This window comes from Idiomarina sp., assembly GCF_048260185.1.
Classification (GTDB): Bacteria; Pseudomonadota; Gammaproteobacteria; order Enterobacterales; family Alteromonadaceae; genus Idiomarina.
The window spans coordinates 272,940-297,822 of record NZ_JBLXHB010000002.1 but is presented as its reverse complement, the minus strand read 5'-3'; the positions used below and the strand labels follow the sequence as shown (position 1 = coordinate 297,822).

Annotated in this window: 17 protein-coding genes; 8 read left to right on the top strand and 9 right to left on the bottom strand. The window is 47.5% G+C overall.

What is annotated here, in order from left to right:
- Positions 1-40: 40 nt before the first annotated feature.
- The 7 genes from trxA to nspC all read left to right on the top strand — a co-directional run bounded on the left by trxA (position 41) and on the right by nspC (position 10,258).
- Positions 41-892: a thioredoxin gene (gene trxA / locus ACN0RF_RS07095; protein WP_273024755.1), complete on the top strand. Its 852-nt coding sequence runs from the start codon at positions 41-43 to the stop codon at positions 890-892.
- A gap of 93 nt (positions 893-985) precedes the next feature.
- Positions 986-2,107: a cell division protein ZapE gene (gene zapE / locus ACN0RF_RS07090; RefSeq protein WP_417438515.1), complete on the top strand. Its 1,122-nt coding sequence runs from the start codon at positions 986-988 to the stop codon at positions 2,105-2,107.
- A 249-nt stretch (positions 2,108-2,356) separates the two neighbouring features.
- Positions 2,357-3,775: a sodium-dependent transporter gene (locus ACN0RF_RS07085; RefSeq protein WP_417438514.1), complete on the top strand. Its 1,419-nt coding sequence runs from the start codon at positions 2,357-2,359 to the stop codon at positions 3,773-3,775.
- A 1-nt stretch (position 3,776) separates the two neighbouring features.
- Positions 3,777-5,615 carry a GNAT family N-acetyltransferase gene (locus ACN0RF_RS07080; protein ID WP_417438513.1) on the top strand — a complete coding sequence of 613 codons (1,839 nt, stop codon included), beginning with the start codon at positions 3,777-3,779 and terminating at the stop codon, positions 5,613-5,615.
- A gap of 65 nt (positions 5,616-5,680) precedes the next feature.
- Entirely contained in the window at positions 5,681-7,837 is a 2,157-nt protein-coding gene (locus tag ACN0RF_RS07075; protein ID WP_417438512.1) for a prolyl oligopeptidase family serine peptidase, read from the top strand.
- Positions 7,838-7,909: 72 nt separating this feature from the next.
- Entirely contained in the window at positions 7,910-9,109 is a 1,200-nt protein-coding gene (locus tag ACN0RF_RS07070; RefSeq protein WP_034822448.1) for a saccharopine dehydrogenase family protein, read from the top strand.
- Positions 9,110-9,124: 15 nt separating this feature from the next.
- Positions 9,125-10,258, top strand: a complete 1,134-nt coding sequence (nspC, locus tag ACN0RF_RS07065) for a carboxynorspermidine decarboxylase (protein ID WP_417438511.1) — start codon at positions 9,125-9,127, stop codon at positions 10,256-10,258.
- A 34-nt stretch (positions 10,259-10,292) separates the two neighbouring features.
- Here the strand turns inward: nspC and ACN0RF_RS07060 are convergent, their stop codons facing one another.
- The 7 genes from ACN0RF_RS07060 to acs are packed head-to-tail and all read right to left on the bottom strand — an operon-like array spanning position 10,293 to position 19,786.
- The gene (locus tag ACN0RF_RS07060) at positions 10,293-10,919 is read right to left on the bottom strand and encodes a tetratricopeptide repeat protein (RefSeq protein WP_417438510.1); all 627 of its coding nucleotides are present in this window, start codon (positions 10,917-10,919) and stop codon (positions 10,293-10,295) included.
- Positions 10,920-10,956: 37 nt separating this feature from the next.
- On the bottom strand, positions 10,957-11,745 hold the full coding sequence (locus ACN0RF_RS07055) for a type III pantothenate kinase (protein ID WP_011235230.1): 789 nt from the start codon (positions 11,743-11,745) through the stop codon (positions 10,957-10,959).
- A complete protein-coding gene (gene birA / locus ACN0RF_RS07050) occupies positions 11,732-12,727 on the bottom strand; it encodes a bifunctional biotin--[acetyl-CoA-carboxylase] ligase/biotin operon repressor BirA (protein WP_011235231.1) in 996 nt (331 codons plus the stop codon). Before birA ends, ACN0RF_RS07055 begins: the two co-directional genes overlap by 14 nt.
- Positions 12,724-13,725, bottom strand: a complete 1,002-nt coding sequence (gene murB / locus ACN0RF_RS07045) for a UDP-N-acetylmuramate dehydrogenase (protein ID WP_417438509.1) — start codon at positions 13,723-13,725, stop codon at positions 12,724-12,726. The genes birA and murB overlap by 4 nt, the downstream gene beginning before the upstream one ends.
- Positions 13,722-17,195, bottom strand: a complete 3,474-nt coding sequence (locus tag ACN0RF_RS07040) for a PAS-domain containing protein (RefSeq protein ID WP_417438508.1) — start codon at positions 17,193-17,195, stop codon at positions 13,722-13,724. Before ACN0RF_RS07040 ends, murB begins: the two co-directional genes overlap by 4 nt.
- Positions 17,192-17,824 carry a response regulator transcription factor gene (locus tag ACN0RF_RS07035; protein ID WP_011235234.1) on the bottom strand — a complete coding sequence of 211 codons (633 nt, stop codon included), beginning with the start codon at positions 17,822-17,824 and terminating at the stop codon, positions 17,192-17,194. Before ACN0RF_RS07035 ends, ACN0RF_RS07040 begins: the two co-directional genes overlap by 4 nt.
- Positions 17,825-17,845: 21 nt before the next feature.
- Entirely contained in the window at positions 17,846-19,786 is a 1,941-nt protein-coding gene (acs, locus tag ACN0RF_RS07030) for an acetate--CoA ligase (protein ID WP_417438507.1), read from the bottom strand.
- Between the two features lie 185 nt (positions 19,787-19,971).
- Here acs and ACN0RF_RS07025 point away from each other — a divergent pair, with 185 nt between their 5' ends.
- Entirely contained in the window at positions 19,972-21,171 is a 1,200-nt protein-coding gene (locus tag ACN0RF_RS07025) for a DcaP family trimeric outer membrane transporter (RefSeq protein ID WP_417438506.1), read from the top strand.
- Positions 21,172-21,228: 57 nt separating this feature from the next.
- Here the strand turns inward: ACN0RF_RS07025 and ACN0RF_RS07020 are convergent, their stop codons facing one another.
- Both ACN0RF_RS07020 and ppk1 read right to left on the bottom strand, forming a co-directional pair.
- Positions 21,229-22,740 (bottom strand): exopolyphosphatase, encoded by a 1,512-nt coding sequence (locus ACN0RF_RS07020; RefSeq protein WP_417438505.1) that lies wholly within the window; start codon positions 22,738-22,740, stop codon positions 21,229-21,231.
- Positions 22,715-24,802, bottom strand: coding sequence for a polyphosphate kinase 1 (ppk1, locus tag ACN0RF_RS07015; protein ID WP_417438504.1), 2,088 nt, complete (start codon positions 24,800-24,802; stop codon positions 22,715-22,717). Before ppk1 ends, ACN0RF_RS07020 begins: the two co-directional genes overlap by 26 nt.
- Positions 24,803-24,883 lie beyond the last annotated feature (81 nt).

The window sequence follows — 24,883 nt, the reverse complement described above, 5'->3', positions numbered from 1 at the left end:
GAGATTGAAATGACTTATTAAAACAGGAGCGTCGCAGCTGATGTCCGAATCCAATATCGTTAACCTTGACTTGCAGAACTTTCAGCAAGTTTTGCTGGAAGGCTCAAAAGAAAAACTCATTATTATCGATTTTTGGGCTGACTGGTGTGAACCCTGCAAACAACTTATGCCAGTGCTTGAAAAGCTGGCTATGCAATACAGTGATCAGGTTATTCTGGCCAAAATAAACTGTGATGAGCAACAAGAGTTGGCCGCACAGTTTGGTATTCGCAGTTTACCTACAGTAGCCTTTTTTAAAGATGGTCAGCCAGTTGACAGTTTTGGCGGAGTAAAAACCGAAGGTGAAATTCGGGAAATACTGACAAAACACCTGCCCAGTCCGTCAGACGACTTAATTCAACAGGCTCAGACAGCAATGGGCGAAGGTGACGCGAATACGGCTTATACGCTGGCTAAACAAGCTTACGATTTAGACAATGCCAGTATGCAGGCTCTTAAACTCTTAGCCGAAGCTGCGGTCGATGCCGGTCGGTTGGATCAGGCCAAGGAGCTGGTCGCTAAGATTCCGCTGGTCGAGCAAGACGGTGACTACCAGCGCATAAAAGGTAAGCTTGAGCTGGCCGAGGATGCGGCTGACTCTCCGGAGTTACGCGCGTTACAAAAGCAAGTAGAAAGTAACCCCGACGACCTGGCTTTAAAATTACAGTTAGCACTTAAATTTCACGAAGCAAATCGTGATGAAGAAGCCCTGCAGCAGGTTTTTATTGTGTTGGGTAGAGACGTCAATTTTGCTGATGCGAAAAAATACGCACTCGACATTATCAATTCATTACCCGACGGTGATCCTCTGGCAGCGACCTATCGTAGAAAACTGTACAGCACAATGTATTGAAGACCTGTATTGGTGGTTGTTCACTAGCAGCAGTATTTGGCCGGCTCCCCCAGCCGGCTTCTTTTTATCCGGACGTTTTGTGATAATAAACTCATGCAGGAAAATTATAACCAACGCATTCAGTCAGGAGTGCTCCAGCCCGATAAATATCAGTTAAAGGCGGTAAAAGCGCTGCAACAGCGACTGGACTCACTTGCACGCGGACATAAGCCCAAAAGTCTTTACTTATTTGGTCCGGTAGGCCGGGGAAAAACCTTGCTGATGGATATGTTTTATCAACACCTTACTCAAAGCCAGGCCATTCGGCTGCATTTCCACCATTTTATGGCCAAAATCCACGAAGAACTGAATCACCTTCAGGGCGAAGCTAACCCTATGCAGATTATTGCAAAGAGGTGGTCACAGCACTATTCGATAATTTGCCTGGATGAGTTTTTCGTTGAAGATATTGGTGATGCAATGATTTTAGCCGGGCTATGGCATGCGCTGTTCAACGAGCAGGTTAGTTTAATAACAACCTCGAACGCCCCGCCTAATGAGCTCTACAGAGATGGTTTGGCGCGCCATCGCTTCGAACCTACAATAGAGTTGTTGAATAAGGAATGCGACTGTCTGGACTTAGGTATGGGCGTTGATTATCGCCGACTGCACGAGGCCGATTTACCCTATTACCTTAAGCAAGGCACGCTGCAACAGCTACGCTCACTCGCAGAGAGTCATTTCGGCGACACAAAAGAAACACCCTCCGTTCGGATAATGAACCGTGAAATTCCCTGCTTATGGCACAATAATGAAGTGATTGGTTTTGATTTTATGTCTCTCTGCTCCGGCCCCAGAAGTCAGCGTGACTATATGGAACTGGCCGACAACTATGGCGCTATAGCGGTGCATCAGGTTCCGGCTTTTTCTTATATACCAAATAAAGACCTGGTACATGGTGTAGAGGAAAGCTACCAGCGCGAACATCAGACAAATATTGTCAGTAAACTGGATAACGAAGCTCGTCGTTTTATAGCTTTGGTCGACGAGTGCTATGACCGAAAATGTCACTTATTGGTAACCGCTGAAACCGACATCGATAAATTATATCAGGCCAGACAATTGGCGTTTCCTTTCCGGCGTTGTGTTTCGAGGCTTTTTGAAATGCAGCAATGGACCGACTCAGTTCAGGGAAACACGCTGGTAAAAAGACGCCAATCTGTTCCAGAGAGTTGAATTCCCTGTATTTACCAGCGTGTTAAAACTGAGTTAAGAAAATGTTATCCTATTTCTAACAAATTCCAATATTACAATTGTCATGGATGTTAAAATAAGTTTTGTTTCCAAGCCAGATTTCCCGCATTCTGCCGCACAAACAGCAATTAGCCGCTTGCCGTTAAATTAACGCCTTGCTAGGATTGCTGGGATTTGCTGAACAGCCTCGCTTAAAAGCGTGACAACAAAAACGATAAAAGAAGGTTCAGAATGAGCGAACAACGCGATCAATTTAGCTCTAAGATTGGTTTTATATTAGCGGCGGCAGGTTCTGCCGTCGGCATTGGTAACTTAGTGGGTTTCCCTGTCGCTGCAACCAAAAATGGCGGTGGGGCATTTTTAATTATCTATGCGTTATTCGTCGCCTTTATTTGCGTACCGGTTATGTTGGCTGAAATGGGTCTGGGCCGGCGCGCTCAAAAAAGCCCTCTGGGATCTTACAAAGCATTATCGCCAAAAAATAAAGGCTGGCACCTTGCTGGCTTACTAGCCGTTATCACGCCATTTATGATTGCCGTTTTCTATATGGTTATCACCGTATGGATATTCGGTTATCTCTGGCATTCAGTAACCGGCAACCTTGATATGCTGGCCGACGCAGAATACTTTGGTCAGTTCGTTAACGATTACGGTTTTGTCGGCTTCCTTATCGCGGTGACCATTATTGTTAATGTCATCTTGCTTGGTGGTGTTCGTCAAGGGATAGAGAAAGCCGCAAAATTCCTGATGCCAGCACTGTTTATTATGCTCATTTTGCTGGTTATCTTTGTGCTGTCACTAGATAACGCCGTGCTCGGCCTGGAATTTTATCTGGTTCCCGACTTTTCAAAAATTGACGGTTCAGTAATAAACGGGGCGTTATCGCAGGCCTTTTTCTCGCTGTCGTTGGGTATGGGTATTTTAATAACCTACGGCTCTTATTTCAGCCGCAGGGACGACATTGTTACTTCGGGTAAACTGGTGGCCTTAACAGATACTGCCGTTGCCTTTACCGCCGGCTTAATGACCCTACCAGCTATTTTTGCTATCAACCCTGATACCAATCCAGACTCATTGAGTGACTCTTCAGTGAGTATGATTTTCTCTTTCTTCCCGCAAATCTTTATCGCTCTGGAAGGCGTTGTCGGATATGTTGGTGCAAGCATTGCCGCTACTCTCTTTTTCCTGCTGACCTTTATTGCTGCTATCACATCTTTGGTTTCTATTCTTGAAGTACCAACCGCGGCGGTTATTGAGCAGGCGAAGATAAGCCGTAAAAAAGCCCTGCTGATTATGGGTATCGCCGTTACTGTGCTGACTCTTGTTGCCGCGACCTCTTTTGGTTTTGTTCCGGCATTTACTGAGTTTGCCTTCTATGGAGAACAAACCAAGTCAGTCTTCGATATTATTTACGATGTTTTCTACGATACCATTTTGCCGCTGAATGGCCTGTTGATTTGCTTATTTGTCAGTTTCCACTGGCGCCGCAAAAACCTGGATGCAGAACTTGCTGAGGGTAACCCGGGGTATCCGAACACACTACTGGCCAAATATGTAAGCTTATCTATCTGCACTTTCATTCCATTGATATTAGCGGCGGTATTTATTAACACGGTGCTGACTAAGTTCTTCGCTTATTCTATTTTCTAAAATGGCAGAACGCAGCGGTTACCGACAACTTCAACTGCTGCAAGATGCGAGCCTCTGGCATGAATACTGCGAGGCTCGCCCGGCTAGCTCCATCTACTTATCAAACCTACAGACTCATGCCGATGCCGCACTGTCCCGTTACCGGGATTATCTGGGACATGAGTTTGAACAAGTGTGGATAGACTGCAGTGACGGTTTACACGCCGACGCCATAGCCGCACTTTGTGGCACTGTTACCGCCGGAGGCCTGTTGTCTGTTTTACTTCCGGTTGAAAGCAGCGCCATGAGCCACCGCATGGAGCGTTTTGCCGCAAAGTATTTTGCCGAGCCAAGTACCCAAACACGGTCATTAGTCAGCAAGCACGAAACGCGCTCAGCAAATGAGAAACTCTGGCTAACCAATGAGCAAAACTCTATTCTTAAAGTGCTTACGCAAAGCACAGGAAAACCACACGGCTCCCATATTATTACGGCAGAACGCGGTCGCGGTAAAAGCACCTTGTTAGGTCAGGCTCTTTCCCGAGTAGAAGATCACAGCTCGGTTATTGTCACTGCACCGCGAAAAGCCAATGCAAAAATTTTGCTACAGCAGGCGCCGGAAGCTCATTTCGTCGCCTGGGATAAGCTACTGGAGCAACCCGGCAATTCAGACATAACATTAATTATTGATGAAGCCGCGGGTCTGCCATTGTGGGCAACAGAGCAGCTATGCCAAAAGTTTAATCCCTGGCTGCTTGCCACAACTGTTGCGGGTTATGAAGGCTGTGGTCGTGGTTTTGCAGTGCACTTTACCGACTGGGCTAGAAAAACCTTGCCACAGGTATCTGTTCACCAGTTGACTCAGCCATTGCGCTGGCCCATAGATGATCCGCTAGAGCAGTGGCTGACCGACACTTTCATGCTAAACGAGCAACCAGTAACACAATTCGGGAGCCGGGAGTCCGGCACTTTTATAAAGCATGCATCGGACCTTGAAGAAGGTATGCTGCAACAGTGCTTTCAACTTCTTCTCAACGCACATTACCAGAGTAGCCCGAATGACCTTAATCTGCTGCTGACCGAACCCGGACATAAGCTCGCATATCAATCCACAAATGGCAAAGTTACTGCGGTTGCCTGGCTTATGAGTGAAGGGCCCATTCCGTCGCCATTAAAAGAAGAAGTCAGACAAGGCCAAAGACGTCCCAAAGGGAATTTACTGCCTCAGGCCATTGGCTATTTTCTGCAACAAGACTGGGCTATGGATTTACATTGGCTAAGAGTCGCACGTATTGCCGTGCCAGCAGCGAAAAGACGACGTAAAACCGCCTCCAAATTGCTGGCTGAGATTTACCGGTGGGCACTGGACAATAACTACCAGATGCTGGGCACCAGTTTTGCCTGGTCACCGGAACTGGATAATTTCTGGAGGAAAAATGGCTATGCCCTTTGGCGCCTGAGTAGCCGTATAGACAGTGTATCTGCGCGGCCTGCGGCTATTTATGCTCAACCGCTATCCAATGAACTCACTGGTTTATCCCAAGTATTCCAATTGCTCAACCAGTGGGGACATAACCAGCTACAATGGTTGTCAGGCGGTAAAGAGATGCTGCAACTGACAGAGGAAAGTAATGAGATAAAAGCCGATCTTATTCAAGCCTACCGTGTTAAGACCATCCCTTTTGACGCGGCACATTTTGCCTTAGCTCAGTGGTTTTACTGGCGACATAGTGATCACCCTCTTACCGAACTGCTGTGTAATTCATCAACAACGCTCAAACACCTGGGCGAGTATTGGGGGGGAGTATCTCAGCGTCAGGCAAATGAAAATCTCTGTAAAGAAGTATGCTTACTGCACTAATCTGACTTGTTGTTTTGGCAGCAAATTCCTATGATCAACCCAGAATCTAAACAGGAACCCCAACCATGACCCGTTATTCAGCTTTTATTCTTTGCTCGACTGTGTTGATACTAAGTGCCTGTAGCTCTTTTAAAGAGGAAAAGGAACAACCTGATGGCCCTTATCCGGAAACGAAAACCGTCGACCAGCAAGATGACTACCACGGTACCCGGGTTGAAGATCCATACCGCTGGCTGGAGCAGGATAGCCAGGAAGTAGCCAATTGGGTGGATGCGCAAAATCAGTTATCGACCCCTTTATTGCAAGAGCTTCCGGCGTTCGCGGACATTAAAGACCGCATGACAGAACTGTGGAATTATGAAAAAGTCAGCACACCTTTTCGCTATGCTGACCGGTACTTTTATTTCTCAAACGACGGCCTTCAGAATCAGTCCGTGCTTTACACCATGACAGATTTAGACAGTGCTCCGGATGTTCTGATTAACCCTAATAACTTTAGCGATGACGGAACCGTGTCGCTGGCACGTATTAACGTTTCTCCCAACGCTACCTATGTTGCTTATGCTAGCTCTGACGGCGGCAGCGACTGGACGAAAATAAAAGTCCGTAATGTCGAGTCAGGAAAAGACACCAGCGATATTATTGAAGGGGTAAAATTTACTGAAGTCGCCTGGCTGCCAAACGAACGTGGTTTTTATTACAGCCGCTACCCTGAAAATAAAGACGGCAGCTTTGATGATACAAAACCTGTCAGTGTCTATTTTCACAAACTGGGAACCAAACAAAGCGACGACGAACTGATTTTTGCTTTTGATAACCAGCCCGACCTGAACCCTTACGCAAAAGTATCGGACGACGGTAAGTACTTACTTATTGATGTCTTTAAAGGCTACGATGCTAATGCGGTCTATCTGCGTCCGCTAGCTCAGGAAGACGCGCCTTTCGAAGGGCTTTTCACCGAATGGGACGGTCAATATCAATACGTTACCAGCCAAAAAGGCCAGCTGTATTTTAAAACCACGAATGGAGCATCGACAGGTCGTGTCATTGCCGTTGATCCCAAGCAACCTGAGCCTGAGAACTGGAAAGAAATTATTGCCGCTAAAACCCATACACTGAAAGACGTGCATGCAGTAGACGGTCAACTATTTGCGCATTATTTGCAGAATGCACGCTCACGAGTAGCCATCTTTGATTTAAAGGGAACCATGCTGCAGGAACTGGCATTACCCGGTATAGGTTCAATCAGTGGTTTTGCAGGCAGTCATAAAGCACCCGATGTGTTCTTTTCCTTCAAAGGCTTTACTGAACCTGGAAAAATCTATCGTTACCAGCCTGATCAACAACGCACCACCTTGTGGTATGAAACCGAAGTTCCGGCCGAATCAGACCAATATACAACAGAGCAAGTAGTATACAACAGCGCCGATGGCACCGAAGTTCCGATGTTCTTGGTACACCGCAAGGACATTGAACTTAACGGTAAAAACCCAACGCTGTTATATGGCTATGGCGGCTTCAATATTTCTATTACGCCAGATTACGACACAACCCGCCTAGTCTGGTTAGAAATGGGCGGCGTCCTGGCCATTCCTAATCTTCGTGGCGGTGGTGAATTTGGTGAAATGTGGCATCAGCAAGGCACGAAAGAAAACAAACAAAACGTCTTTGACGATTTTATTGCCGCAGCTGAATGGTTAATAAACAACAACTACACCAACAAGAATAAACTCGCTATTCAGGGACGCAGTAACGGTGGTTTATTGGTAGGCGCTACAATGACTCAGCGTCCTGAACTGTTTGCTGCGGCTCTTCCTGCCGTTGGTGTTATGGATATGCTGAGATACCAACTGCCCAGCGCCAATGCACGAGGCTGGGGTAGTGAATTTGGTTTAAGCGAAAATAAAAAGGACTTCAAAACTCTTTATGCTTATTCGCCGGTGCACAACACCGAGAGCGGCACCTGTTATCCGGCAACACTCATTACCACCGGTGACCACGATAATAGAGTGGTTCCATGGCACAGCTACAAGTTTGCGGCGGCATTACAACGTGACCAAAGTTGCGACCAGCCGATACTGTTAAACGTAGAGACTCGCGCTGGTCATGGAGCCGGTACGCCAACCTGGATGCGCATTGAAGAACACGCGGAAAACTGGGCCTTTTTATACAAGTATTTAGGTATGAACTCAGAGGTTGTACAAAGCAACGCTTCTGAATGATGATTTCATAAAAATATGCTATCTTTCGCAGCAACTTTATTAGTTAAAAGATTTCTGTGAAGGATAGCATTCATGTCTAAAGTTCTAATTATTGGTGCCGGCGGTGTTGCTGGCGTAGTTGTACAAAAATGTGCAGGCCTACCTGAGGTATTCTCTGAAATTCATCTGGCCAGCCGTACCCTGTCAAAATGTCAGGCGTTGCAGGAAAAAGCCGGTAAAGACCGCGTTGTCGGTGTGTATCAGGTCGATGCCGATGATTCAGCTGAAGTAGCTGAGCTTATTCGTGGTATTAACCCATCACTGGTTATTAACGTTGCGCTTCCGTATCAGGACTTACCTATCATGGATGCTTGTCTGGAAACTGGCGTGCACTACCTTGATACCGCAAACTACGAGCCAAAAGACGAAGCTAAATTTGAATACTCATGGCAGTGGGCTTATCAGGAACGCTTTAAAGAAAAAGGGTTAATGGCCTTGTTGGGAGCCGGTTTTGATCCGGGTGTGACCAACGTTTTTACCGCCTATGCCGCCAAGCATTATTTTGATGAAGTGCATTATCTGGACATTGTTGACTGCAACGGTGGTGACCACGGTCAGGCGTTTGCGACTAACTTTAATCCGGAAATTAATATTCGCGAAATTACCCAAAAAGGTAAGTACTGGGAAAACGGCGAATGGCACGAAACTGACCCTATCAGTGTGCGTAAAGATCTGGACTACCCTAATGTTGGTGTTCGCCCGTCTTACCTGTTGTTTCACGAAGAGCTGGAATCGCTGGTTAAGCACTTTCCAACCATTAAACGCGCGCGTTTCTGGATGACTTTCGGTGAGCAGTATCTGACTCACTTACGGGTACTTGAAAACGTTGGCATGACCTCTATCCAGCCGGTAGAGTTTGAAGGCAAAAAAATTGTACCGCTGGAGTTTCTTAAAGCCGTACTACCTAATCCAGGTTCTCTGGCCGAAGGTTACACCGGCAAAACCTGTATTGGTACTTATGTCACAGGTATGAAAGATGGTCAGGAAAAAACCATCTTCATCTACAACAACTGTGACCACGCTGAAACTAACAAAGAAGTGGGCGCTCAGGCGGTTTCTTATACCACTGGCGTACCGGCAATGATTGGCGCTTCGATGATGTTGCAGGGTCACTGGATGGAACCAGGCGTCTGGAATATGGAGCAGTTTGACCCGGATGAGTTCATGGAGCGCCTGAACAAATATGGCCTGCCATGGCAAGTTCAGGAATGCGATAAGCCATTTGAGAAGTAACAGAGAAGACAACGCATGAGTCAATATACATCGCCGGAAATTCCGTCCCCTTGCTATGTGCTGGACGAAAAGCTGCTACGCAAAAACCTCGAGCTGATGCAAAAGGTACAGGAGCAAAGTGGTGCCGACATTATTCTGGCACTGAAAGGCTATGCCATGTGGTCTGCCTTTCCACTTATTCGTCAGTATCTAAAAGGCTGCACAGCCAGTTCTGTCTGGGAGGCAAAGCTGGCAGCAGAGGAATTTTCGCGCGAAGTTCATGCTTATGCGCCAGCTTATAAACAAGAAGACATCGACGAACTGCTGCCGTTAGTGAATCACTTGTCTTTCAACAGTGTCTCTCAATGGCACAAGTACCGAGAACAGGCCGCAGATGCCGGTGTTTCCATTGGTCTGCGTATTAACCCGGAGCATCAGGAAGCTGAAACTGAGCTTTATGATCCCAGCGCGCCCGGCTCACGCCTGGGGATTCGCGTCAGCGAGCTTAAGCAGCAGGACTTAACCGGCGTTGAAGGTTTACACGTGCATAACCTGTGCGAGTGTGACTCTTTTGCGCTTGAACGCACACTGGAAGCTGTTGAAAACCGTTTTGGCGAACAGCTAAAACAAATGAAATGGCTGAACTTAGGTGGCGGGCATCTCATGACCCGTAAAGGTTACGATGTTGATCACCTGATAAAACAGTTAAAGCGCCTGCGCGAAACCTACGATCTGAAAGTGATACTGGAACCCGGCTCCGCCGTTGCCTGGCAAACCGGTCCGCTGGTCTGTGAGGTGGTGGATATTGTTGAGAACCAGGGGCAAATTGCTTTACTGGATATTTCAGCTACCGCGCATATGCCAGACGTGCTGGAAATGCCTTATCGCCCGGTCATTACCGGCGCTGGTTTGCCAGCAGAAAAAGCCTTCAGTTATCGCTTAGGTGGCAACAGTTGCTTAGCCGGTGATGTTATTGGCGAGTACAGTTTTGACCAGCCTCTGGCTGTTGGTGATCGCTTAGTGTTTGAAGACATGATGCACTACACCATGGTGAAAACCTCGTTCTTTAACGGTGTTCAACATCCAGCTATTGGTATTTTGCGGGAAAATGGTCAGTTTGATTGTGTACGACAATTTAGTTACGAAGATTTCCGCAACCGGTTATCCTAACTTTTCGTTAAGCTAAATCTAAAGAAAAAGGCTACTAATCCAGTGGCCTTTTTGCTTTTTCAACTACCGAAGGTGGCATTCTCTCAGCCAGCTTCGCAAGTTTTTGTTCAATATCCGCATAAGTCCGCTTATCCGCTGTAATTGAATTATGCAGCCAATGATAAGCTTTTTCATAATCATAAGGGCTGCCTTCACCGGCGAGCAGAATATCGGCAAAGCGGCGTTGCGCAGGCAAATTCCCTAACGATGCGGCTTCACGAAGATACAGAATGGCTCGTTCAATGTCTTTCTGCACCAGAACCCCTTCGTGGTAATAGCGCCCTAACTGTTCCAGAGCCTCCAGTAAGCCATGCTGAGCTGCTTTCTCCATATACAGCAGGCCAAGTTCAGGGTCACGGTCATAACACACGCCCCAGGCCATCATGTCGCCATAAAGAAACTGATAAGTCGGTCGGCGCTCGAGCTCTGCCTGAGCTTCAATATCCTGCGCTAACTGGCAGCGATCGGTATCGCGTACTTGTTTCAGATGCGCATTAGTTGCAAACATCTCAACCAGTTCCGCGTCTGAATATAGCTGTACCGCTTCAACGTCCTGCGCCTGCGCCTTGTGCATAGCGGTCAATCCGGCTACAGCAATCAGCATTGGAATGACTATCTTCATAAAGTTGCCTGTGGTCTCTCTGAATATGCCTAAAAGCTTAACTGTTTAGGTTATCGGCACAGAGTCGCAAACCCTTAAACAACAAATCGTCATAACGACAAAATTCAACCGACAAGGTTCGCATCAAATGTTCACCATCACCACCGGTGACTACCACATCAAAAGGCTGGTCGGAAAAATACCGGCCAGACAACTGAATCGCTTGTGCAATAGCACCGGTTAAAGCCGCTTCAGCCCCTTGGGTAATACCATCAAAAGTATCCAGCCCCGCAGCTAAACCATCACGCTCAATATCGTTTACCGTAATGCCCTTTAAATTGGCCGTTCCCTGACCCAGGGCATTTAGCATTAACTGTCGTCCGGGAACAATCCAGCCGCCAAGATGACGGCCATCAGCCATTAACCAGTCAATGGTTAGTGCAGTACCCGCATCAACAATCAGTGCGTTCTGTTTCACTTGCTCATGACAACCGAGTAACGCCATCCAGCGGTCCGAGCCGAGGCGCTCTGGTTCTTTAGTGTAACCATTAGTAACCCCTGCTTGCTGTGCTCTGGTTTTTTGCCAGAAAACTTTTATACCCAGTTCCGCCAGCGAGCTATTTAACGTATCCATCACCTGAACAGCGGCCACACTGCAACCAATGGCCTGTTGCTCTCGTTCTAGCTGGCGAGAGCTTACAACCTCAAGTAACAAATCTTTTAGCGGCTGACTTAAATCGTTTAGCCAGCTTTGATGAGGAATCGCACCCAGAATCTCAATTTTGTCGGTGTCAGCATCCCACCATGCAAATTTGCTGCGAGTATTGCCCGCATCAATTAGTAGCATCTTGCGCCCTCAATGAAACTTCACCACCAAAATAACGACGTACGCCCTGCTCATCTTCTACCAGTAACGCACCATTTTCGTCGATTCCACGACAGGTTCCTAAACAAACTCTCTGCCCCATAATGAGCTTCACCGGCTTGTCCAAAAAGCAGTCGTAGCGGCGCCAGCTTTGCTGAAACGCAGCCAGCCCGTGTTGCTCGTATTGCTGTAAAGCCGACAGTACAGAGGCACGTACCTGCGCCGCAATATGATTACGCGACATTGGCTGCGGCAATTCGGAGTTCAGATCCGTCCAGGCCTGATCAATGCTCGCACCAACATGCTCTGGCATGGTTAAATTAATGCCAATGCCAATAATGCTGTGCGCAGCGCCTTCCGGCGAGGTTTCAAGATCGACCAGTATTCCGGTCACTTTCTTCCCGCGAATATAAACATCGTTAGGCCATTTTACGCTAACGCCTTCAATACCCAGGTCGGTAAAACATTCCGCTAAGGCGACCCCAGCCGCAAGGCTTAACCCCATGGCGCCATGAATACCTTCATCCAAAGGCCAATACACACTAAAGTAAAGGTTATTGCCAAAGGGCGAAATCCATTTTTTTCCACGACGCCCACGTCCGGCGGTCTGAGCTTCGGCGAAAATAGAAAAACCCGCTTCTAAAGGCCCTTCTTTGGCCAGTTCTTTAACCCGGTCATTGCTGGAATCAACCACCGACTTCACTTCAAACTCCGGCGACTGCCGCCACTTTTCCGGGCTTTCATTTTCAATAACCCTGGCCTGCAAAAGCTCAATCGGCCAGGCAAGCTTATAGCCTCGCCCGGTAACCGAAAACAGCTCCAACCCAAGCTCTTCTAGTTTATGAATGTGCTGGTTTACCGCTGCCCGAGATATAGCCAGAGACTCACCAATAGCCTGCCCGGAATGAAACTCACCATTAGCCAGTAAAGTAATTAACTGATCAAGACGTTCCGCCTGCTTCATTTCTCTACCGCCAACTGCACAAGGCCATGTTGGCCCACCAGACGAACTTCAGGTTCCAGCATAATGCCACTGGCATCCGCCACTTGTTTCATAATTTTCAGTGCCAGTTGCGTAATATCACTGCCCGTGGCCTGTGCTTTATTAATCAGTACCAATGCCTGATGCGGGTTAACAGCAGCATCGCCGACAAACGCAGACTTCAGACCTAAATGCTCAATAAGCCACCCAGCCGCCACTTTCACATGGTTATCGGCTACCGGGAAATAGACCATGTCCGGCCATTTCTGCAACAGCCCATCAAGCTGCGCTTTGTTAATAACCGGGTTTTTAAAAAAGCTGCCGGCATTGGGTATAACTTTTGGGTCTGGCAGTTTTTTCTGACGCACTTCCACAACCGTATCGAAAATTTTCTGGGCACTCACATGCCCCTGAAGCTGGTTCAACGGAGCATAATGAGTAACCGGTTGCCAGTCCTTGGGCAAGCGAAACACCACCGAAGTTATCAACCAACGCCCAGGGTGTTGCTTGAATACACTGTCGCGATACGCGAACTGGCAGGCTTCTCTATTCATAGAAACCCAGCACTTTTCTTTAATATCCCAGGCGGTTACCTGCTCAATACAGGTTGCCACCTCGACACCATATGCCCCGACATTCTGTACCGGAGCAGCACCAACTGAACCCGGAATTAGAGCTAAATTCTCCAACCCGTCGATACTTCTTGCGCGTAAGTCAGCAACAAAGTTATGCCAGTTCTCGCCTGCTGCGGCAGTAATTAAATACGAGCTTTCCTGTTCTTCAATACAGACACCCAGTAGCCGATTGCAAATGACGGTTCCATAAAAGTCATCAACAAATAAGGTGTTACTGCCCTCACCAAGCAAATAATAAGGTTCTTCAAATGCTAACTGCTCAACGTCGTCGCTGCTTTTCAGTTCAATTAACGCACGGCATTGTGCCGGGAGTTTAAATGTATGTCGCTCGGCAAGCTCTATCAACTTCTGGCTCCTCCCGCCTTTCGGGTACTAATGTATTTTAAAAATGCTTTCAATGCGGCAGGTTTAGCGGGTTTAGGTAAAAACTGCAGCCCGCTTTTGCGGGCCGCCTGCTTCACGGCATCGTCACGCATCGCTGTCACCAAAGCAGCCGGTATCTGTTGCTGCCAAATATCACGTAGTTCCTGCGCCAACTGCAAGCCGTCACCGTCACCTAACTGGTAATCTAATAACAGTCCGTGCGGCGCTTTGTTCTGGCTGTGAGCCTTAGCATAGGCTAAAGCTTTGCTATAACGATTAAATGTCAGGGCTTCGCACCCCCACTTATTCAGCAGCGCACTCAACGCACTTAAATTTTCATTGTCGTCATCGACCACAATAAGCTGTAAAGGATCAGATAAAGCATCTTCCAGTTGTTTTTTCGGTCGGCTGACAACCTGAGCAGCATTGCCTAACGGCACTCGTACCGAAAAACACGAGCCTTTACCTTCAACCGACTCAACCTGTACGTCACAGTTTAACTGCTCACCCATACGTTGCGCGACACTTAATCCAAGGCCGACACCGTCTACGGTTTGGTTCTGCACTCGATAAAATGCATCAAATACCTTATTTTGCTGCTGCGCTGCAATGCCCGGCCCGGTATCCCACACGGCTATCTGAAGCTCATCTCCGCGTTTGCGCACGCCCAACAGCACGCTGCCCCTTTGGGTGTATTTTATGGCATTAGACAAAAAGTTCTGCACAATTCGGCGCAAATACGTTGGGTCGGTATACACCGGCCGGTCTTTATAGAACGCACGAAAATCCAGCTTTCGTTGCTCTGCCAGCACCGCATATTCTTCAACCAAAGGCTCCAGTAATGAGCTAAGTTGCACATGCCGGAACTGAGGCTTCAATGCCCCCTGATCCATTTTCGCTATCGACAATAAAGTCGAGAGTAAATGTTCTGTTGAACCAAGCGCGGTGTCCAGCTTGCCAACCAGAGACAAATTCCGCTCCGAAAGTTCTTTCTCCTGAATAGCCGAAAGGTACAACCGCGCCGCATTAAGAGGCTGCAAAATATCATGACTGGCCAACGCCAGAAAACGTGTTTTAGAAGCATTAGCCGCTTCCGCTTCAGCCTTGGCTTTTTTCAGCTCGTCCTCAACTTGTCGGCGCCTGTCTATTTCCGCTGTCAGCTCCTGGTTTATCTCTCGTATTTCCTGGGTCCGAACGTCAACCCGCTGTTCCAGATCAATATTGGCATCTTCCAGTGCCTGCTGGGTTTCAACGTGCGAAGTAATGTCGGTAAAGCTGGTAACGAAGCCTCCGGTCGGCAAAGGGTTACCTACCATTTCTATAACCCGCCCATCGGCGCGCCGGCGAATAAAACGGTGTGCCGATCCCAGCTGCATATAGCGCAAACGCTTATTCACCAACCCGTCAACGTCACCGGGGCCACATTCTCCGCGCTCTGCGTTATAGCGAATAAGGGTCGCTATGGGCTGTCCGGGTTTCACCATTCCCTCAGGGTACTGGAATAAATCCATATAGCGTTTATTCCAGGCCACCAGTCTCAGCTCCGCATCGACAACACTAATGCCCTGAGCCAAATTCTCCAGTGAGCTAAACAGAATGGATTGCTGGGTTTGCAAAGCTTGCGTTGTATCATCAAAGAAATGAACAACCTCTTCCAGGTTAAGCTGCTTATCGCGCAGTGCTGCGTCAACCAGAGAGCGCGCTGTGGCTGAACCCAGCACCCCGGCTATTGCTCTTTCTACAAAGCTGATAAAAGGCTTTTCTGCCACAGCTTCCAGCGGAAGTTCGGTGTTTTCCGGACGCTGATAATATTGCATTAACTGCTGAGCCCGTTCTGCACCTAAAAAGGTCCTTAACAGCAACAACATATCGGCATTGGTGGCGCTGTCGTTTTTGTTGAAATGCAAATCGGGTAAAGCGGCTCTGGGTTTAACGAAAGCCGTTGCCTGAATACGGTCGACCAGACGCGGCTTTGCCAGTAAGGAAAACAGAATAAAGCCGAAGCTGTTTAAGGCTAACGAGACTACAGTACCCCGGGTTATGATTTCCACATCGGTTAGCTGTAAGTCGGTATAAAGGGGTACTAATACAGCTAAAACCCAGCCGACGGAACCTGCAGCCAAACCGGCGTAAACACCCCGTGCATGTCCTTTACGCCAGTAAAGTGCGGCAAGCAATGCCGGCAACAACTGCAACACCAGCGAGAAAGCTAACAAGCCAATACTGACTAAGTTAGTCCGGGCTGCCCAGAAGTAATAGCACAGGAACGACAGCACCATAGTAACGGCAATAGCCACACGCCGGATTAATAGTAACGCCCGGTCATATTCCCGGCGTCTATGTTTTAGTGGTAAGCGCGACTCCCGCTGCAGCAAAATAGGCATGATAACGTCGTTGGTTATCATGGTACTTAAAGTAACAGACGCGATGATCACCATAGCTGTCGCTGCCGATATACCACCAATAAAAATAACCAGTGATAGCCAGAGCTGATCTTTTAGTAACGGCAGTTGCAACGCAAAAGTTGAACCGTCGGTGGTTGCTGATAAATAGAAAGTCCCTGCAATAGCAATGGGGACAATGGCGGCAGCGGTCAGTGCCAGGTACAGAGGGAAGCCCCAGCGGGCCGTGCGTAAATGGCGAACATCAACATTGTCCACCACCGCCACATGAAACTGTCTGGGTAAACAAAGAATAGCCCCGGCCGCCATCAGGGTTTGTACAATGAATTCAAACTCACCAAAGGCTGCAAATGACCACTGCGGTTTCGTCACGTCACTAAATGAACTGAATAAGTCCGACTGCGCGTCACCCTGAATCAAGAACCAGGCAAAAACACCAGCCGCCAGCAATGCGACCAGTTTTATCATCGACTCAACAGCAATAGCCAGTATCATGCCACTGCGATATTCAGTGACTTCAACGTGGCGGGTACCAAACAACATAGCAAAAATTGCCATTAGTGCAGCAGCACCCAGCTCTTTTATCGAAAACTCTGCCATCACCCCGGTGCTTTCAGTCAGAACCGCAAAGCTAATACCCACAGCTTTTAACTGCAGCGCAATGTAAGGAATAATGGCAACGGCAGCAATGGCAGTAACCGCCACGGCAAGCCGCCTGCGTTTACCAAAGCGGGAAGAAATAAAGTCAGCTATTGAAGTAATGTTTTGCTGTTTACTAACCGAAACCAGCTTTTCCAGAATGCGGATACCGAACAAGAACAGCAGAATTGGCCCGAGCAAAATAGGAAAGAACGCCCAACCGTCAACCGCTGCATTGCCCACAGCACCATAATACGTCCAGGACGTACAATAGATGGCCAGCGACATAGAATAGACAACTGGCTTGTGACTTATTTTATTCGCCCACGAGCCTAACCGGTCGCCCCAGGTGGCAACTGCGAAGAGAAAAATCACATAAGCCAGCGAGGCAAATATCAGTAACCAGGTCATAATTGCAGACGTTCAGCCACCAAAACTGCCTGGGTACGACTGTACACACCCAGTTTGCGGAAAATTGCTGTAATGTGCGCTTTGACCGTGGCTTCAGTAATGCCCAGTTGGTAGGCAATTTGTTTGTTCAGCAAACCTTCGTGAAGAAAGTGCAAAACCCGGTATTGCTGTGGGGTGAGCTCGGAAACCTTTTGCGCAAGCTGCTGATCTTCGTCCGAAATCACATCCAGACGTTCTCTGTTTTCTTTCGGAACCCAGGTGTCGCCCTGCAGGATGGTGTCTATTGCTTCGGCTATTTCCGCCGAGGGTAATGACTTAGGAATAAAGCCCAACGCCCCAAAGCCAATACACTTAGCCACAATGGAGGAATCCTCACTACCGGAAATGATGGCAACGGGAAGCAGCGGATAGTCTTCTCTGACACGAATAAGGCCATACAAATCCCCACTACCGGGCATGTGTAAGTCCAGCAGCAGTAAATCGACATCGTCGTCGTTATTCAGCGCAGTCAGAGTTGAGTCTAAGTCTTCAGCTTCGCGTAAGGTCAGCTCAGAAAAGTGATTCGCGAGAGCGCCCTGCAGCGCCTCGCGAAACAATGGGTGGTCATCTGCGATTAAAAATTTCGCCATGAGATTCCAGATTAAGTGACATTATTTATTCGTTCGATTCTCTATCAAAGAATCTACCACACTTGGATCGGCAAGCGTAGAGGTGTCACCGAGGTTTTCGTACTCATTAGCGGCAATTTTACGCAGAATACGACGCATAATTTTACCGGAACGGGTTTTTGGTAAGCCTGTAGTCCAGTGAATTAAGTCTGGAGTTGCAATTGGGCTAAGCTCGGAGCGAACCCAGTTACGAACCTCTTTAGTCAACTCGTCAGTAACTTCAACCCCTTCAACCGGAGTGACATAAACGTAGATACCCTGACCTTTTAAGTCGTGCGGATACCCCACTACGGCGGCTTCCGCTACCGCTTTATGCGAAACCAGAGCACTTTCAATTTCAGCGGTACCCAAACGGTGACCTGATACGTTCAGTACGTCATCCATACGCCCCGTTATCCAGTAATAACCATCGGCATCGCGGCGCGCGCCGTCACCACTAAAGTACATGCCTTTAAAGGTAGAGAAGTAGGTTTGCTCAAAGCGCTCATGGTCACCCCATAATGTGCGCATTTGACCAGGCCAGGAGTCTTTAATTACCAGGCCACCTTCGGCTTCACCTTCCTGAATATTACCTTCGCTATCAACCAGCGCTGGCTGAATACCAAAGAAAGGACGAGTCGCAGACCCTGGTTTCAAATCAGTAGCCCCCGGCAGCGGAGTAATCAAAATACCGCCGTTCTCAGTCTGCCACCAGGTATCCATAATTGGACACTTACCGTTACCAATCGCGCGGTGATACCACTCCCAGGCTTCCGGGTTAATCGGCTCGCCCACGCTGCCCAGAATACGCAAGCTTTCGCGGGTTGAGGTTTTAGCCGCCTCGTCGCCTTTTGCCATTAACGCACGGATAGCAGTTGGTGCCGTATAAAGAATATTCACTTTGTGTTTATCGATAATTTCGCCAATACGACCAACACCAGGATAAGTCGGAACACCTTCGAACATCAGGGTCGTCGCACCGTTCGCTAACGGTCCGTAAACAATGTACGAGTGACCAGTGATCCAGCCAACGTCCGCTGCACACCAATAAACTTCGTCTTCCTGATAGTCAAAGACATACTCGTGGGTCATGGATGCGTACACCATATAACCGCCGGTGGTATGCACAACCCCTTTAGGCTTACCGGTTGAGCCCGAGGTATAAAGAATGAATAGCGGATCTTCGGCGTTCATCACTTCTGCCTGACACTCGTCGCTGACGTTGCCAACCAGCTCGTGCCACCAAACATCACGGCCCTCAGTCCAGTCAACATCGCCCTCTGTTACACGGCACACAATGCTGTGTTCGAGCGTTGGACAGGCGTCGTCAGCAATGGCTTTATCAACATTAGATTTCAAACCAATGGTACTGCCACCTCGCCGACCTTCGTCAGCCGTAATAATGGCTTTTGCCTGACAGTCGTTAATACGATCAGCAATGGCATTAGGTGAAAAGCCGCCAAAAATCACCGAATGAACCGCGCCAATGCGTGCGCAAGCCAACATGGCGTAAGCCGCTTCCGGTACCATCGGCATATAAATAGCCACACGGTCACCTTTACTAATACCTAGTTTTTTCAGGCCATTAGCAAAACGGGATACCTCTTTATGTAGCTCGCGATAAGTGATGTGTTTGTCTACACTAGGGTCGTCGCCTTCCCAGATAATCGCAGTTTTATCTGCTTTATTCGCAAGGTGGCGGTCGACACAGTTATAACAAGCGTTTAAAGTGCCGTCTTCGTACCACTTAACGCTGACTTTTCCTGATTCGAAACTGGTATTTTTTACTTTGTTGTAGGGCGTGAACCAGGTAATACGCTGCCCGTGTTCACTCCAAAACCCTTCAGGATCGTCAATAGACTGTTGGTAAAGTTTTTTGTAACCGTCATTATCGATTTTGGCTTTTGCTTTAATGTGTTCAGGAACTGAATAGAGTTGCGACATTACCTCTTCCTCCTTAATTCGCAAGATGGTATCTGTTGTACGTTTTAAAGGGCTCAAACACTATTAGACCATAGTCTAGATTGATAAAAATTGACCAGTTAACGAGAATTAACAGCGTTTATACTTGGCATGACTAAAAAATGCACAATCAAAAAATGACTATTTGGCTTACAGGGGAGAACACCATGGCTAAAGCAAGTACCGCAAAAAAATTCACCTTAACAGCGGCAAGCGCTGCTGTTCTGGGTGTTATGAGCTTAGGCGCTCAGGCTGACCAGACAGATATCGATTTCGGCGGTTACGTAAAACTGGATATGTTGGTATCTGATTACGCCGATGGGCAAGCACCCGCAAGCGCGAACATTGGACGTCAACAGTACATCCCAAGCATCACGCCAGTTGGTGGTGAAGGCGACGACCTGACTACAGACTTTCACGCTCGCCAGTCGCGTTTCTTCCTGACCAGCAAAACCGAATTAGATAATGGCGAAACACTGACGGGCCATATTGAAATGGACTTTCAGTTAACTCCTGATGGTGACGAGCGTATTTCAAACTCATACAACCCGCGTCTGCGTCAGGCCTTTCTGAAGTACGGAAAGTGGACTTTTGGTCAAACCTGGTCAAACTTTCAGGACCTGAACGTTCTGGCTGAATCTGTCGATTTCATAGGCATCACCGACGGTATCATCTTCGTTCGTCAGGCACAGATTCGATACACCTCAGGCGGTTTTAGTGCCTCTATCGAAAACCCTGAAACAACGGTTACAGAAACCAGAGCAGGCGGCGCTGCGGCTCCGGGCGGACGTATTGTCTCCAGCGATGGCTTTGTTCCTGATGTAACCTTTAAATACACCGGTAAAACAGACAACTTAACCTGGCAGGCGTCGGCACTTTTACGTCAACTGGCTTACGATGTTCCACAAACCGGCGATGACGAAACAACTTTTGGTTATGGTGTCAGCCTTGGCGCTAAATACACCTTCGGCATGGACGACATTCGTGCGTCAATCACCACAGGTTCTGGCTTAGGCCGCTACTTAGGTCTGAATACCTGGAACGGCGCCTACATTGACAGCAATGGTGAACTTGAAGCCATTGATTCAACGGGTGTTTCGTTTGCTTACCGTCACTTCTGGACTGAGAAATTACGTTCTAACGTTGTTTACTCGCGTGGCTGGGCAGATGCTGATGGAGAGTTGCTCGAGTCGGTCAACCCAGGGGCTTACACTGAATACACTCAGCGTCTTGCGTTTAACCTGATGTATTCACCAGCGTCTAACCTGACTTTTGGTGCTGAAATTTCACAAGCGAACCGTGAAACTGAAGCCAATGTTGACGGTGACTTAAACCGCCTGCAATTAATGGCTATGTATAAGTTTTAATTAATAAAAGAAATACGGGCGCACAAAGAACGCTTTTACTTTGTGCGCTTGCTGTTTTCAACAAACCACCAACTCATAACCCAATTTCTGCATAACGTTGGCTTCGTACTCAAGTTGCATGGTAAGTACTGAATCCTCTTTCGCTGAACCTTTCAGTTGCAATTTTAACACTCCGTCTTCAATAATCGCCTCGTCCAATGAACTCGAGTTTTGCCTGTCGCTGTTTAAAATAACGCCCAGACGCATAATTATCAGCATTTTAATGAGCTGATTTTGACTAAACAGAATCAGATCCGGGAATTCAGCGGTTTGTATTTTTTTACGAAAGTATCGAACAATAGTCGATAAAAACCGTTGCTCTTCGGCATTAAACCCGGGCATATAAGCGTGAGCTAAAATATAGCCGGAGTGCTTTTGTACACCACTGGCACTAATGCTTAGTCCAACCTCATGTAACTTAGCAGCACCTTCTAATAACACTTCCAAGTCTTGTCCGGTGAGTCCCCAGTTTTCAGCTACACCACCCCAAATCTTTTGCACCGTAGATAACACCCGCTGGGCTTGAGCCGAATCAACCGAATAGCGTTGCGCCAAACTGTTAATAGTGCGTTCCCGTACGTCCTGATGCAGCAAGACTTCGCCCGCCAGTTCATACAAAACACCTTCTCTTAGCGCCGAGTCGTGAGGAACCAGACGCTCAATTCCCAGCTCTTCGAAAATCCCCAATAGCACCGCAACACCACCGGCAATGGACTCCCTGCGCTCTGGCGAGACCCATTCTTTATTCAGTTTTTTTACTGACTCAGCAGTAATAAGATCAGCCCGGCATCCCTGAAGCTGGGAATAGGTTATGCCCAAAGGTTGCTCGCCATCGCGCTTCACAATCCATTGATAAATAGCCTTGATGGTTCCCGACGTACCGAAAACGCTTTCTACCGGGTGCTCAGCCAAATAATTCGCTATGGGTTCAACATGCTGACGAGCGGATACAACCGCCTTATCAAAACGTTTAGAGGTAATTTTCCCTGATGAGAAAAACTCTTTCGAGAAAGCCAGGCTGCCAATACTTCGTGAACTTAAAAACTTCGGCTGGCGATTCATTCCAATAGCAAACTCAGTGCTGCCTCCGCCAATATCAATAACCAACTGAGAACCGGCAGATTCGGAACTGGTTTCTGCCACGCCCCGAAAAATTAACCGGGCTTCTTCCCGACCTGAAATCACTTCGATAGGAAAGGGTAATACTTTGGCCGCTTCTGCCAAAAAGCGCTTACGATTCTTAGCCTTACGTAATGTGTGTGTAGCCACAACTTTGACGGTATCGCGATGGAAACCTTCCAGCCGGACAGCGCATTGCCGGAGCGCTTCAACTCCCCGGTAAACCGCAGCATCACTCAGATGGCGATTAGAAAGACCTTCTCCCAGCTGCACCGGTTGTTTAAATTTGAAAATAGGCTGCAGTTGACCTTCAACTAAGCGCGCAATAATTAAATGAAAGCTATTGGAGCCAATATCCAAAGCAGCAAACTGCTTTGGGTCATTATTAGAGGTCTTTTTGTTGGCTTTCATAATCTCTCTTACGTCGCTTAAGATATCGATGAATAGCGACTTGTGAAGGCACCAGCGAGCGGCCTTTAGGAGCCAATCTATCCGACTCAAAACAGTATTTATTTTGTTGCTCCGCATCAATAAAGCGGGACTTCGCTTTATCCTGCCACTGCAAGTTTATTATTTTCAAAATATCAGTTTTCACCTCATCATCATAGATGGGCGCGGCAACTTCCACACGATGGTCTAAGTTACGGGTCATTAAGTCGGCTGAAGCAATAAAGACTTCTTTCTTACCGGCATGCTCAAAAACGTACACCCGCGCATGCTCCAGATAGCGGTCAACAATACTGCGAATTTCAATATTCTCGCTGAGGTTTTCAATTCCCGGGCGCAAAGAACACATGCCTCGCACTATGCCCCGAATTTTAACCCCGGCACGTGACGCTCTATAAAGTTGAACAATTAAACTTTCGTCTTCTAAGTTATTCACTTTAAAAAACAATTCGGCAGGTTTACCGGCTTTGGCCTGGTCTATCTCGAACTCGATAAGATCATTTATTCTCTGGCGCATATTGACCGGTGCCACCATTAAATGACGAAACTTATGTGCCCGGTAAGGTTGCTCAAGGTAATGAAATACCGATTCAACATCGGTACAAATATCTGGCTGACAGGTAAATAAACTAAAGTCAGTATAAATTTGTGCCGTTCCCTCATGAAAATTACCGGTTCCAATTACCGCGTACCGTCGGTCGAGGCTACCCTCACTACGATGAACCAGCACTAGCTTTGAGTGCACTTTAAGCCCGTGAATGCCAAAACTGACACGAACACCTGAGTCGGTTAATTCTTTAGCCCATTCAATATTTGCTTCTTCATCGAACCTAGCCTGAAGCTCAACCATAACAGTCACATGCTTACCGTTTTGTACCGCATCCATCAATGAGCGAACCACCCGTGAGTTAGGCGCCACACGATAAATACACATTGAGATTCGGGTAACTTTAGGATCGTGAGCGGCCTGCCGGACAAACTCCGTAAAATGCGAAAACCTATGATACGGGTAATACAAGGCAATATCGCTTTTCTGAATGGCATCAAACACATTATCAAAATGCGAAAACTTTGGATGAAACAATGCAGGCAAAGCTTTGTGTGTCAGTGACTTTTTACCTAAGTGCGGAAACTTAGCGAAATCCCGTGTGTTGCGATAGCGCCCACCAGCTACAAAGGAATCAAACTGGGTTAACTGCAGCTTTTCACTCAAAAAAGAGAGCATATCTTCAGGCATTGCGCGATCATAGACCAAACGCACAGGATCAGCCTTTACTCTTTGCTTTAAGCCTTCTTCCATACGTTCAAGCAAGCTTTGTTCAATATCATCTGAAGGACGGTATTCGGCGTCTCTGGTGGTCTTAAATGAAAAAGCCCGCAGTTGCTTAAACGGAATAATTCCCTTAAACAGTACTTCTAAATTCAGTTGCAGAATGTCATCTAAAAACAAAAGCTTGTGCTTTTTACTGCGCCCCTTAGCAGGCAACTTAATAAAGCGATCCATTTGATCAGATGGCACTTCCAGCAGCGCATACTGTTTGCCGTCAGCGTTAATAATTTCAACACAAAGATAGGTTTCATCTTCGCGGATAATATTAGAAAGGTTCCCTTTACCATTAACCCATATAGGCACAATAAAACGCTGTACTTTTTCCGTGAAAAAACGCTTCAGCCTTTGCTTTTCTTCCTCGTTCAGCTGGTCAATGCTTAGTAGTGAAATACCATTTTTTCTTAAGGTTTCTAAGACTTCTTCCAGTACTTCATCAAAGCGTTTTTGCAGCAACACAACTTTTTTTTGCAACTGTGCCATCAACTGCTCATATTGTTCACGCTCTTCTGTCCCCTGGCTAAAGAAAATACGGCGCTTTACGTCGGCCACGCGCACCTGAAAAAACTCATCCATATTACTGGAAAAAATTCCGAGAAAGCGAATTCGTTCAATTGCCGGAACCGTGCTGTCAGCAGCTTCTTGCAACACTCGTTCGTTAAAGGAAAGCCAGCTTAGTTCTTTATTAAAAAATTTCATAGCGTAGACATGGCAACAGATACATCATGCCACTAGCCTAGCGTACTCGGACTGTATTTTTATGACAGTAATGTGACAGTC

What these genes read in the sequence shown, in the direction of transcription:
- ACN0RF_RS07075 (WP_417438512.1), top strand. Translation starts at nt 5,681, where the DNA reads ATGACCCGTTATTCAGCTTTTATTCTTTGCTCGACTGTGTTGATACTA.
- ppk1 (WP_417438504.1), bottom strand. Translation starts at nt 24,802, where the DNA reads ATGAAATTTTTTAATAAAGAACTAAGCTGGCTTTCCTTTAACGAACGA.
- trxA (WP_273024755.1), top strand. Translation starts at nt 41, where the DNA reads ATGTCCGAATCCAATATCGTTAACCTTGACTTGCAGAACTTTCAGCAA.
- ACN0RF_RS07040 (WP_417438508.1), bottom strand. Translation starts at nt 17,195, where the DNA reads ATGACCTGGTTACTGATATTTGCCTCGCTGGCTTATGTGATTTTTCTC.
- ACN0RF_RS07060 (WP_417438510.1), bottom strand. Translation starts at nt 10,919, where the DNA reads ATGAAGATAGTCATTCCAATGCTGATTGCTGTAGCCGGATTGACCGCT.
- ACN0RF_RS07055 (WP_011235230.1), bottom strand. Translation starts at nt 11,745, where the DNA reads ATGCTACTAATTGATGCGGGCAATACTCGCAGCAAATTTGCATGGTGG.
- nspC (WP_417438511.1), top strand. Translation starts at nt 9,125, where the DNA reads ATGAGTCAATATACATCGCCGGAAATTCCGTCCCCTTGCTATGTGCTG.
- ACN0RF_RS07085 (WP_417438514.1), top strand. Translation starts at nt 2,357, where the DNA reads ATGAGCGAACAACGCGATCAATTTAGCTCTAAGATTGGTTTTATATTA.
- ACN0RF_RS07080 (WP_417438513.1), top strand. Translation starts at nt 3,777, where the DNA reads ATGGCAGAACGCAGCGGTTACCGACAACTTCAACTGCTGCAAGATGCG.
- ACN0RF_RS07020 (WP_417438505.1), bottom strand. Translation starts at nt 22,740, where the DNA reads ATGAAAGCCAACAAAAAGACCTCTAATAATGACCCAAAGCAGTTTGCT.
- birA (WP_011235231.1), bottom strand. Translation starts at nt 12,727, where the DNA reads ATGAAGCAGGCGGAACGTCTTGATCAGTTAATTACTTTACTGGCTAAT.
- zapE (WP_417438515.1), top strand. Translation starts at nt 986, where the DNA reads ATGCAGGAAAATTATAACCAACGCATTCAGTCAGGAGTGCTCCAGCCC.
- ACN0RF_RS07035 (WP_011235234.1), bottom strand. Translation starts at nt 17,824, where the DNA reads ATGGCGAAATTTTTAATCGCAGATGACCACCCATTGTTTCGCGAGGCG.
- ACN0RF_RS07025 (WP_417438506.1), top strand. Translation starts at nt 19,972, where the DNA reads ATGGCTAAAGCAAGTACCGCAAAAAAATTCACCTTAACAGCGGCAAGC.
- acs (WP_417438507.1), bottom strand. Translation starts at nt 19,786, where the DNA reads ATGTCGCAACTCTATTCAGTTCCTGAACACATTAAAGCAAAAGCCAAA.
- ACN0RF_RS07070 (WP_034822448.1), top strand. Translation starts at nt 7,910, where the DNA reads ATGTCTAAAGTTCTAATTATTGGTGCCGGCGGTGTTGCTGGCGTAGTT.